Origin of the sequence: Kribbella sp. NPDC048915, assembly GCF_040649595.1 — a bacterium.
In the GTDB taxonomy this organism is placed as follows: domain Bacteria; phylum Actinomycetota; class Actinomycetes; order Propionibacteriales; family Kribbellaceae; genus Kribbella.
Genome location: NZ_JBEZFT010000087.1, coordinates 19,643 through 30,886, shown reverse-complemented (window position 1 = coordinate 30,886; position 11,244 = coordinate 19,643). Strand labels below are relative to the sequence as shown.

Sequence of the window (11,244 nt, the reverse complement as noted above, 5' to 3'; positions counted from 1 at the left end):
CCCGCCGATCAGCCGTGTGCTCTGCCGACCTGTTCCTGACCCGTGTGAAGGGTACGGAACCCACAACACGATGGGTGAACCCACCGTGCGGGGGAGACCCGGAAACCGGGAACCCCTACGCCCACACCACGCCACACGCCACGCCACGCCGCGCCGCGCCGCGCCGCGCCAGCACCCCACCCCACGCAACGCCACGCCAGCACCCCACGCCACGCCGTACCACCGACCCACGCCACCCACGCCCCACACCGCCATCCCACGCAACGTCACGACCCCGCGGCGCCACGTCGCACCATCACCTCGTGCCGAACAGCGCCAACCAGATCACCGCTGACCAGACCACCGCCCGGCTGATCCACCACCGGCTGATCCGCGGCACGGCATACGAGCGGATAACCCCGCGAATTGGGGGTTCTTCGTCGGTATACCAGCAGAGAACCCCCAACTGGCGGGGTTATCCGTTCGTATGAGGCTGGCTGTGGTTGGCTGCGCCGGTCGGCGTGCGGGCTGAAGTCGGGGGGTTGGACAGGTTGTGGTGGGTGTGGACTGGTTATTGCTTGTCCAAGGCCCCGGGATGGGGTGCACGGGGCCTGTGCCAGGGGTCACAGCTGAGCGTGAATCAGACACCGAACGCACCCACCCCGCACCACACTAACTGTCGAGCGTGCACCCCTTCGGGCCGTGCATCAATCATCTAGTGGTGCAGATGCGTAGAGAACTCAGGCGAACACGGTGAGCGCGGCCGGGGCGATCGTGACGTCGACCGGTAGCGGGCCGAGCAGCTCACCGTCTGCGTAGGCGGTGATACCCGGCGAGTCGATGCGTACCGAGCGTGCGCGGAGAGCGCGAACCGCCGGGTGGCCGACGTGGGTGCCCTTCGAGAGCTTCGGGAACAGCTGCAGCAGGGTGAGCCGCGAGACGGGCTCGATGATCGTGACGTCCAGCAGGCCGTCGTCGATGCGGGCGCCGGCGCAGATGTGCAGGCCGCCGCCGTACGTCGGGCCGGTGCCGACCGCGACCAGCATCGCCTTGGTCTCGATCACCTCGTCGTCGACCGTGACGACGTACTCGAGCGGCTTGAATGTGCGCAGCTCGGCGAGCGTCGCGACGGTGTAGCGCGAGCTGCCCTTGGGCCAGCTCAGCTCGTTCGCGCGCTTGTTGACGAGCGAGTCGAAACCGCCGGCCACGACCGTGGTGATGAACTCGTCCTTCGCGACCGCGAGGTCGACCGACCGGGTCCGGCCGGCGACCACCAGGTCGGCCGCGGCGGCCGGATCGTTCAGCGGTACGCCGATACTCCGGGCGAAGTCGTTGCCGGTACCGGCCGGGATGACGCCGAACGGCATGCCCGAGTTCGCCAGCACCTGAGCGCCGAGGTGGATCGTGCCGTCGCCGCCGATCAGCGCGACCGCGTCTGCCCCCGAGGCGACCACCTCGGCGGCGAGCCGGCCGACGTCCGCCGCGCAGGTCGTGGTGTGGACGTCGACGGTCAGGCCGGCGGCGGCGATCCGCTCCCGCACCACCGGTGCGATCCGCGCACCGCGTCCTCGACCGCTGGTGGGGTTGACCACCAGCGCGACCCGCCGCACTCAGTCCGCCAGGAGTTCTTGCGAACGCCGGGCACGGCGGCGGTCGTTGAAGCGCGCGATGAGTTCCGCGACGAAGAACAGCAGCGACATCGGGATCGCCAGCAGGCACATCGTGAACGGGTCACCAGACGGCGTCGCGACGGCGGCGAACACGAAGATCACCAAGATGATGTACGGCCGGAACTTGCCGAGCGCGGACGCCGGTACGACGCCCACCATGTTCAGCAGGACCACGACCAGCGGGATCAAGAACGCGACACCGAAGACCAGCATCGTGCGGAGCACGAAGTCCAGGTAGTCGGGCAGTTCGACCAGGTTCTGGATGTCGAGCGGGGTGAAGCCGAGCAGGATCTCGATGCCCTTCGGCAGCGTCCAGTATGCGACCGCGATGCCGGCGGCGAACAGCGGAGTCGCGATCGCCGAGAAGATGTACGCCCATTTGCGCTCGTTGCGGTGCAGGCCGGGGGCGACGAAGGCCCACAGCTGGTACAGCCAGATCGGCGCGGCCAGGATCAGCCCGAACAGGGCCGAGATCTTGATCCGGAAGGTCAGCGCGTTACCGACACCCGGGAACGTCAGCTGCGGCGTCTTGGTCTGGCCGGCGTCCTTGGCCATCTCGGCCACGCTCGTCACGAACGGCGTGGTCAGGAAGTCGAAGGCCTGGTTGTAGAAGATCCAGCCGACGACCGTACCGATCACGATCGCGAGCACACTGACGAGCAGCCGGTTCCGGAGCTCGACGATGTGCTCGCGCAGGGTCATCCGACCCTCTGGGTCTCTCGGGTGGCGTTCCTTCTTCTCTTTCCGCCGCCCGAACTTCACCATCGACACTGGTGAAACGTTCGATTCAGTTGGCCGTGTGCGGCGGGAGACCGTCGCCCTGGCCGTTCACCTGGTTCTGCTGCTGGGCCTGCGTCTGCTGCACGGCCTGCTGGGCCGGCTGCTGCGAGGCGTCCTCGGTCAGCTCCTTGTCCTTCTTCTTCGGGCCGACCTCTTCCTCCCAGATCTTCTTCGACTTGCCGAGCTGCCGCACCAGCGCCGGCAACTTGGCCGAACCGAACAGCAGCACGACGATGGCGAGAATGATCAGCCATTCCGCGCCCTGGGGCATAGCGATGAGCGGTGCTGCCATGTCGATACTCCCTCTCCAACATCAGCTCGGGACTCGAGCCTGAGTTCGTGGCCGAATACTACGCCGGGGTGTCGGCGTCCTCACGGGTCTGTCCAGACGCGGCCGCGGACTGCGCTGCCTCCAGCTTGGACTGAGCGGCGACCAACTCACGCGTCAGCGCCTTGCCCTGGCCCCACAATTTCCACGCGAGCAGGGCGAGGACGAGCAGCCACACCGCCACCACCGCGAGGAAGAGCAGGAACCAGTACATACCGAGGAGCCTAACCTCTTCCAGGCCGTCACCCACGTTCCGCGGTGCGTCAGAGTGGACAACGGTGTCGGAACGTGATGGTAAAACCTAGTGTCTCGCGGTGGTCGTACCGTGCGTAGGCGGCCGGTGGCTGCGCCGGACGTGCACTGCGGCTTCAGGGGGCGGGGAACGGTGTGGTCGAGGCGGGTCGGAGGGCGCGGATGGTGCGGATCGGGATCGAGGAGCGGCGAACGCGGCTCGCTCGGCGGCATCGGCTCGGGGCGGGCTGCCAGGCGGCCGATCCGGTCGAGGCGGCCGCGTCGATGGTCGCGCTGCACGCCACCGATCCGGCCACGGTGCATCTCAGCGTCGCGGCGCGGGTGCCGGGGAGTGAGGTCGCGGCTACGGAGCGTGCACTGTACGAGGAGCGGTCGCTGATCCGGATGCTGGGCATGCGGCGGACGGTGTTCGTCGTACCGACGCCGTTCGCGCCGGTGGTGCAAGCGGCGTGTACGAACGACATCGCGGTGAAGCAGCGCAAGTTGCTGATCAAGCATCTGCTCGAGTCGGAGGTTGCCGAGGACGCCGGCGCCTGTGCGCAATGGCTGGCCTCGGTCGAGGAGTCAACGGCGGCCGCGCTGGCGCTGCGTGGTTCCGCCACGGCGCAGGAGCTCGCCGCGGACGAGCCGCGGCTGCGGACCCGGCTCAATCTGGCGGCCGGGAAGTCGTACGGCGCTCAGCCCTACGTGACGAGCCGCGTGCTGTTCCAACTCGCGGCCGACGGGCGCATCGTGCGCGGACGCCCCCTGGGGACGTGGCTGAGTGGACAGCACCAGTGGTCGCCCGTCGCTGACTGGCTGCCGAACGGCTTCGGCAAGGCCTTGGCCGCGGAGGAGGCGCGGGTGACGCTGGCCCGCGCGTGGCTGACGTCCTTCGGTCCCGGTACGACGGCTGACCTGCAGTGGTGGGCCGGGTGGACGCTGGGCCAGACACGGAAGGCGCTGGCCGCGGTCGAGGCGGTGGAGGTCGATCTGGACGGCCAGGTCGGGTACGTGCTGCCCGGTGACGAGGCACCGGAGGTGCCCGTCGAGCCGTGGGTCGCCTTCCTGCCGGGGCTCGACCCGACGCCGATGGGCTGGAAGGAGCGTGACTGGTTCCTCGGGCCGCACAAGTCCAAGCTGTTCGACAACACCGGCAACATCGGCCCGAGCATCTGGGCCGACGGCCGCATCATCGGTGCGTGGGGACAGCCCGAGTCGGGCGAGGTGCGGTACCAGTTGCTCGAGGACGTCGGCGCCGAAACCAAGGAGATGGTCGACACCGAGGCCGACCGCTGGACCAGCTGGCTGGCCGGCGTCCGCGTGACTCCCCGCTTCCGCTCGCCGCTGGAAAAGCAGCTCAGTCAGTCGTCGTAGGCGGCAAGGGCTTCGCGGGCCGTGGCGGCGATCTGGGTGGTGAGGTCCGGCGGATCGAGGACCGTGGCGGCCCCGCCGAGGCGGAGCACCAGGCGCTGCAGCCATGCGGTGTCGGCGACCCGGAGTCTGACGACGAGGGAGTTGTCCGGACCCTCTTCGACGGACTCGTTCGGGTAGTACTCGGCGACCCACCGCGCCGGCGGAGCCAGCCGTACGGTCGCGAGCAGATCCCGCTCCGACGGCTGGAACATCCCGTTCGACAGGTCGCGCGGTGTCGCCTCGGGCGGCGGCTCGCTCGGTACGTCAAGGAGCTTGACGCCGGCGATGCGGTCCAGGCGGAACAGCCGCACGTCCTCCGCGAGACGGCACCACGCCTCGAGATACGTGCGCCCTTCGGACACGACGAGCCGCATCGGGTCCACGTCGCGCTCGGTGGTCTCGTCGCGTGACGGCACGTCGTAGGTCAGGTGCAGCCGGCGCTTCGTGGCCAGCCCGCGGTTGACGATCTCGGCGATCTCCGGCGCCGCCGGCTCGACGTGGACATGCGCCGCCGCGCCCTCGCTCGCCGCGGCCGCCTCCCCCGCCGCTCGCTCCAGCTTCGCGATCGCGCGGTCGACGGCGTCCCGGTCCGCGCCCGCGGTGACCTCCCGCAGCGTACGCAGCGCGGTCAGCAGCGCGAGCGCCTCCGCCGCGGCCAGCCGCAACGGCCGCGCCAGGTAGTCCGCGTTGTTGATGTGGATGACGCCGTCACCCTCGGCGGCCTCGATGTCGATCTCGATCAGGTCGCCCATCTGCGCACCCGGCAGCCCGCAGAACCACAGCACCTTCAGGTCGGCGATGATCTGCTTCGGCTTGACGCCGAACTCCTTCGCGACGTCCTCGACCCGGGCGCCGTCGTTCTCGCGCAGGTACGGCACCAGTGCCAGCAGCCGCTGCACCTGGTCACGTGCGTTGCTCATGCGCCCGCCACCGCCCGCAGCCGCCAGAGCACTCCGTCCAGCACGTCGCCCGGTCCTTCGACCACGGCATCCGGCCCGTACGACGCGATCTCCTCGGCCAGCACCGACGCGTCGGCGTACGGGACGTGCAGGAGGTCCCAGCCGTCCTCGTAGGGCTCGATGGCGTTGGCGCGACGCCGCAGGCTGACACACGAGCCGGTCCGCGCCCGCACCTTCGCCTCGGAGGTCGGCCGCGGCGGCGCGAGCTCGGTGACCAGTGAGCGCAGGTCGGTGCCCTCCGGGACGGTGAACGCCCCCGGCTCCCCCACTGTCTTCACGTCGCCGCGGATCCGCGACAGCCGGAACATGCGGGTCGCCTCGCGGTCGCGGTCCCGTCCGACGACGTACCAGCGGCCGTGCCACGACACGATGCCCCACGGCTCCAGCGTGCGCGTCGTGGGCTCCGACGCGCCGCTGCGCAGGTGCTGGAACCGCACCGCCTGCCGCGCGACCACGGCGGCCCACAGCGGGTCGAACGCCGGCTCGGACGCGCCGACGTGCGGCTCGATCGCGCTCAGCGCCGACTGGTCGGTCTGGATGCCGGCCGCCTTCAGCTTGAGCACCGCGGAGGTGGTCGCCTCGGACAGCCCGGCGTGCTGCCATACGCGCGCTGCGACGCCGAGGACGGCGGCCTCGTCCGGCTCCAGGTGCACCTCGGGCAACTCGAAGACGTCCCGGCGGATCCGGTAGCCGACGTCGTCGGAGAAGAACTTGTCGAGGGTACCCATCTCGATCGGGATGCCGAGGTCGCGCAACTCGTCCTTGTCGCGCTCGAACATCTTCTCGAAGGCGTCGTCGGTCTGCCCCGCGTAGCCTTCGACGGCCTCACGGATGCGGTCCTTGGTCACATACGTGCGCGCGACCAGGAGGCAGATGACCAGGTTGAGCAGTCGCTCACTTTTCCGCGCCGACACCCGACCACCTTACGGCCTCCGGGCGGCCAAAACCCGCCAATTCACACCGAAACTTCGAACACGGGTTCGACCGACTACAGTCGGCGTGTGATTCGATGGCGGGACGGTGTCGTGCACGAGATCGGCCGGAGCTGGGCGGGTGCGCTCGAGCTGACGGTGACGGTCGGTTCACAGGCTGTGCGCGCGCTGGCTTACCCGGACCTTGTCGGTACGCCGGTGCCGGGCGATCGCGTCCTGCTGAACGTCAGCGCACTGGACCGCGGCCTGGGCACAGGTGGGTACGCCCTGGTGGTCGCCGTACCGGACCGGCTGCCGGACGACCCGCCGGAGCGCGGGCATCTGGTCAAGGCGCGGTACACGCCGCTGCAGGCGATGGTGCTCGGCGCCGACGAGCAGGACTCCCCCGACCACGACGTACTGCGGGACGCGGACGACCTCGTCGGTACGCCGGTTGTCGTGGCGGACCTGCACTCCGCACTGCCTGCTGTGGTGGCCGGCGTCCTCGAGGCGCGGCCGAACACCCGAGTGGTGTACGTGATGACGGACGGTGGTGCGCTGCCGCTCGCGTTCTCGCGGACTGTGTCGGCGCTGCGGGACGCCGGCTGGTTGCACGCCACGGTGACCGTCGGACAGGCGTACGGCGGCGACCGGGAGGCTGTCACCGTGCACACCGGGCTGCTGACGGCTGTGCACGTGCTGGCGGCGGAGCTCGTCGTCATCACACAGGGGCCGGGCAACCTGGGCACTGGGACGCGCTGGGGGTTCTCCGGCGTGCAGTCGGGTGAGGCGGTCAACGCGATCGGCACGCTGGGCGGGCGGGCCGTAGCGTCCCTCCGTATCTCCGAGGCGGACCCACGGCCGCGCCACCGTGGTATCTCGCACCACAGCCTGACCGCGTACGGCCGCGTAGCGCTCCAGCCGGCCGACGTCGTCGTACCGGACCTGTCTGGTGACTTCGGTGACGCCGTACGGGACGCTGCGGAGCCGCTGAAGGCACGGCACCGGGTGGTGCGTGTCGGGGTCGACGGGCTGTACGACGCGATGCAGGCCGCACCAGTACGGTTGTCGACGATGGGGCGGTCGCTGGACGAGGACCGCGCGTACTTCGAAGCTGCTGCAGCGGCGGGACGGCACGCGGCGGGGCTGGTAGACGTACCACCACCTGGAGTGGGGTCGCAGTACTCCTGAACTCGCGGCCCGGCGCAGCGACTGTGGTCGTATGGAAAGCATCTCGGAACGCACCCGTCGACCCGCAGCCCGGCCGGAGCCGCCACTGGCGGTACGTGGTGCGGCCGCCTTGTGGCTGGCGGCGATCGGTGCCGGGGTCGCCGAATCCGTCCTCGGTGTTCTCGGCGCGCTCGTCGACGGAGCGTCCGTCGGCGGGGTGCTCGTGCAGATCGCGTTCCGGGCGATGGTCTACGGCGGGCTGTTCGTGGTGGTCGACCGCTACTTCCGGCCGGGCGTGCGCTGGGCCCGCTGGTTGCTGACCGGTCTGCTCGGCACGGTGGGGATCGCTTCGCTGATCATCGGCCCGGTGACCTGGCTGGTGAACGACGGGGATTTCGGGGCGCTGGACTGGTCGGTCGGCTTCGTCACGTTCGCCGTCATCCGCTGTCTGCACGTCTTCGCCGTGCTCAGTGCGATCGCGCTCAGCTTCACCGCCGAGTCGAATCGCTGGTTCAGTACCCGGCCGGTACGGCGGACGCGGTGAGCTGCTGCGGACGCACGAAGGACCGGCGTCCCGCGCGGGGAGGCCGGTCCTTCGAGTGGCTGCTTACTGCCCGGTCTGCTTAGGGGCCGGGAAGGCGTTCAGAACGTCGATGACGGCGAACGCGTTGACCGGCTTGCCGGCCTGGTCCTTGGAGGCGGGCAGCTCGACCAGCACGCGGCTGCCGACCGGAATGCTGGCGAAGCCGTCAAGGGGACCGGCCTGACCGTTGGTCGGGCCCACCGTCGGGAGCTGGTCGGTGGGGGCCGCGGGCTGGCCCGGGCTCTGCGCGGTGGCCGGCTGCGCGTCCCAGGTGCTGGCCTGCTTCTTGCCGGCGTAGTCGTAGATGACGAACCGGCCGATCAGCTGGTCGCCCTTCTCGATCGGCTTGCCCTTGCCCTGCGCGAACACGACCGGCTTGCCCGGCTTCGCCGGCGGCTTGGTGCCGGCCGGCACCGTGACCTTCGGCTCGGCGTTCAGCGGGCCGCTGACCTTGATCTTGGTCGGCGCCGACGGGGTGACCGGGTCGGCGTCCAGCGGGGTGTCGTTACCGGCCGCGCTGACCAGGTCGACGACGAAGATCAGCGTGTCGTCGCCCTTGATGCCGGCCTGCTCGTTGCCGGTCTCCTTGTAGCCCTTGTCGGACGGGATCGACAGCATCACCCGGCTGCCGATCTTCTTGCCGACCAGACCCTCGTCCCAGCCGGAGATGACGCCGCCGACCCCGATCGGGAACGACGACGGCGCACCGCGGTCGTAGGAGTTGTCGAAGACCTTGCCGTCGCGCCAGATCTGGCCGAGGTAGTTCGCGGTGAGCAGCTCGCCCTTCTTCACGACCGGGCCGTCGCCCTCCTTGAGGACCTCGGTCACCAGCCCCTTCTCGGGCTCACCGTCACGATGGGTGACGGTCGGCTTCTGCCCGAAGTCCGACGTGACCTTGATACCGCCGGCCCCGAACTCGTCCTTCTCGGAGCCGCAGGACGCCAGGGACACACCCAGCGCCGCGACCGCGACGAGTGTCAACAACTTGCGCACGAAACCAGCACCTCGAACCATCCCGGCGTCATGACGCGCCGATCGCCTCCGGTCAACAACGCGGACCACCCTAGCCTGCGCGATCAACCACGGGACCGGCCGCCTGCATCACTGTTCCGTCACGCCACGCCACGTCGACAGCCGCGATCCGGCCGGCACGACGGCGTCGTCACGATCGGCGGGCGATGGCAGTTGCTCGAACAAACGCGTCCGGCTCGCGAACATCATCCTTTCCCCATACTCTTTACTAAACCGCTCAACCTCGGCAAGATCAAAGCCCGACGCCCGCCCCGGTCGAGAGGATCGACATGACGTTGCCGCGAGTGATCTGTCGCGCCAGAAAGCGCTTGCTAGCCCTGGTCTCGGTCTGTCTGGTGGTCACCTTGGTGGCTGCCTGCACCGCCGGCACGGCGGGTGGCGGAAGCCCCGCCGGGAACTCCGGCAAAGATGCCGGCGGCCCCGCCTCGGCAGGCGACTCCAGCAAGTTCCTCACGTTCTTCCCGTGCTGCAGCTGGGGTACGACGTGGTCCTACAACCCGTACAACGTGAACCAGCTCGGCATCCAGAACGACTTCATCTCGATGCGGCTGGCGATCGTGAAGTCGCCGAGCCTGACCGAGTTCATCCCGCAGCTGGCCGACAAGTGGGCCGTCGAGAACGGCAAGCTCAACGTTCACCTGCGCGACGACGCGAAGTGGCAGGACGGCACGCCGGTGACGAGCAAGGACCTGCACGACACCGCCATCCTGAACGGGCTGCGCGGTGACGGGTTCTGGAGCGACATCACCGGTGTCGACATCGTGGACGAGAAGACGGTTGCCTTCACCCTCAAGGAAGGGCAGCCGGAGTCCCTGGCGAAACTGGACATCCTGAACTCGATCCGTCCGTACCCCTCCAGCGTCTACGGCAAGCTTGTCACCGACGAACTGAAGCAGGACGTGGTCAAGTACTTCCGCACGCTGCAGCAGAATCCGGAGCAGGCCGCGAAGCTGCCGGAGTTCAAGCGGATGGGTGACGCGTTCAAGAACCTGGCCCAGCTGAAGGTCGACAAGTTGATCGGCAACGGGCCGTTCCAGCTGGAGAACATCACCACCAAGGAAGCCAAGCTGGTCAAGTGGAGCGGCTTCTGGGACGCGGACAAGATCAAGTTCGCCGGTATCCGGTACCTGAACGGGGCCACGCAGACCGTCTACCCGCAGTTGTTCAGCGGCAACGTGCACCTGTCCAACGTGTACATGCCGCCGCCGATCCTGAACCGCTGGAAGTCGACCCCCGAGTCCAACACGGCTCTCCCGCTCGGCTTCGGGTTCACCATCGTCTTCAACAGCAACCAGAAGCCGCTGGACTCCAAGGCGGTCCGCCAGGCGCTCGCGTACGTGATCCCGCGGCAGCAGATCAGCGAGGCGGCGTACGGCACCGACGAGGCGGCCGGTGGTACCTGGAAGGAAGTCATCACCGGCATCTCGCCGACGCTCGAGAAGCTCTACCTCAAGCCCGAGCAGCTCGAGAAGCTGAACAAGTACCCGGTCGACCTGGCCAAGGCGACCACACTGCTGCAGGGCGAGGGCTTCACCAAGAAGGGCGATCAGTGGATCAAGCCGGACGGCAAGCCGTTCACGCTGACCTTCACCGCCAACGCCGAGACCACCGACATCGTCACGTCGTTCAACTCCGCGGCCAAGGCACTGACCGCGTTCGGGATCAAGTCCCAGGTGAACGCGACTTCGGGGGCGCAGCAGGACGCCGACCAGCACAACGGCGACTTCCAGGCCGGCATGGCGTTCGTCGGTGGCAGCAACCCGATCGCGATGTACAACTCCCTGCTCGGCCCGGGCTACAACTTCACCCGGCTGGGCAACTACGCCGGCAAGCGCGGGATCGGGTTCGGCCCGAAGAAGAACGTTCCCGGTCTCGGTGAGGTCGACGTGGTCAGCACCATCGACCAGCAGGTGCGCACCGTCGAACCGGGCGAAGAGATGAACAAGCAGGTCTGGAACTGGGCGCAGATGGTCAACGAAGAGGTGCCCTACATCTGGTACGCGACCAAGGTCTACCAGTTCCCGTTCTCCACCAAGGAGTTCACGAACTGGCCGCCGCTGGGCGACAACAAGTCCAGTGAACTGTGGGACATCATCAGCGCGGACATGAACGGCGGCCTCTCGCTGGCGATGCAGCAGGGCTACATCACTCCCAAGTAGTCCTTCACGGTTCGATCGGCACCCGC

11 protein-coding genes are annotated in these 11,244 nt (G+C 68.6%); 4 read left to right on the top strand and 7 right to left on the bottom strand.

Annotation, left to right across the window (positions count from 1 at the left end):
- Positions 1-719: 719 nt before the first annotated feature.
- The 4 genes from AB0B82_RS30165 to AB0B82_RS30150 form a co-directional block, all read right to left on the bottom strand.
- The gene (locus AB0B82_RS30165; RefSeq protein WP_360176050.1) at positions 720-1,589 is read right to left on the bottom strand and encodes a YegS/Rv2252/BmrU family lipid kinase; all 870 of its coding nucleotides are present in this window, start codon (positions 1,587-1,589) and stop codon (positions 720-722) included.
- On the bottom strand, positions 1,590-2,351 hold the full coding sequence (gene tatC, locus AB0B82_RS30160; RefSeq protein ID WP_360176047.1) for a twin-arginine translocase subunit TatC: 762 nt from the start codon (positions 2,349-2,351) through the stop codon (positions 1,590-1,592).
- 85 nt (positions 2,352-2,436) lie between these two features.
- Complete coding sequence (locus tag AB0B82_RS30155; protein WP_360176044.1) at positions 2,437-2,721, bottom strand: twin-arginine translocase TatA/TatE family subunit; 285 nt, start codon at positions 2,719-2,721, stop codon at positions 2,437-2,439.
- Between the two features lie 58 nt (positions 2,722-2,779).
- Positions 2,780-2,971, bottom strand: coding sequence for a hypothetical protein (locus tag AB0B82_RS30150; RefSeq protein ID WP_360176041.1), 192 nt, complete (start codon positions 2,969-2,971; stop codon positions 2,780-2,782).
- 200 nt (positions 2,972-3,171) lie between these two features.
- Here AB0B82_RS30150 and AB0B82_RS30145 point away from each other — a divergent pair, with 200 nt between their 5' ends.
- Complete coding sequence (locus AB0B82_RS30145) at positions 3,172-4,365, top strand: winged helix DNA-binding domain-containing protein (RefSeq protein ID WP_360176038.1); 1,194 nt, start codon at positions 3,172-3,174, stop codon at positions 4,363-4,365.
- Here the strand turns inward: AB0B82_RS30145 and AB0B82_RS30140 are convergent.
- On the bottom strand, positions 4,353-5,324 hold the full coding sequence (locus AB0B82_RS30140) for a WYL domain-containing protein (protein WP_360176035.1): 972 nt from the start codon (positions 5,322-5,324) through the stop codon (positions 4,353-4,355). The genes AB0B82_RS30145 and AB0B82_RS30140 overlap by 13 nt on opposite strands.
- Positions 5,321-6,277, bottom strand: coding sequence for a WYL domain-containing protein (locus AB0B82_RS30135; RefSeq protein WP_360176032.1), 957 nt, complete (start codon positions 6,275-6,277; stop codon positions 5,321-5,323). The genes AB0B82_RS30140 and AB0B82_RS30135 overlap by 4 nt, the downstream gene beginning before the upstream one ends.
- Before the next feature lie 87 nt (positions 6,278-6,364).
- On the opposite strand from AB0B82_RS30135, the gene AB0B82_RS30130 reads away from it, so the two are divergent.
- Together AB0B82_RS30130 and AB0B82_RS30125 are read left to right on the top strand one after the other, a co-directional pair.
- A complete protein-coding gene (locus AB0B82_RS30130) occupies positions 6,365-7,465 on the top strand; it encodes a DUF3866 family protein (RefSeq protein ID WP_360176030.1) in 1,101 nt (366 codons plus the stop codon).
- A 31-nt stretch (positions 7,466-7,496) separates the two neighbouring features.
- A complete protein-coding gene (locus AB0B82_RS30125; protein WP_360176028.1) occupies positions 7,497-7,988 on the top strand; it encodes a hypothetical protein in 492 nt (163 codons plus the stop codon).
- 63 nt (positions 7,989-8,051) lie between these two features.
- Here AB0B82_RS30125 and AB0B82_RS30120 read toward each other — a convergent pair whose 3' ends face one another.
- A complete protein-coding gene (locus AB0B82_RS30120; RefSeq protein ID WP_360176025.1) occupies positions 8,052-9,020 on the bottom strand; it encodes an FKBP-type peptidyl-prolyl cis-trans isomerase in 969 nt (322 codons plus the stop codon).
- Between the two features lie 374 nt (positions 9,021-9,394).
- Between AB0B82_RS30120 and AB0B82_RS30115 the strand changes: the two genes are divergently transcribed.
- A complete protein-coding gene (locus AB0B82_RS30115; RefSeq protein WP_360176022.1) occupies positions 9,395-11,218 on the top strand; it encodes an ABC transporter substrate-binding protein in 1,824 nt (607 codons plus the stop codon).
- The last annotated feature ends 26 nt before the right edge of the window (positions 11,219-11,244 follow it).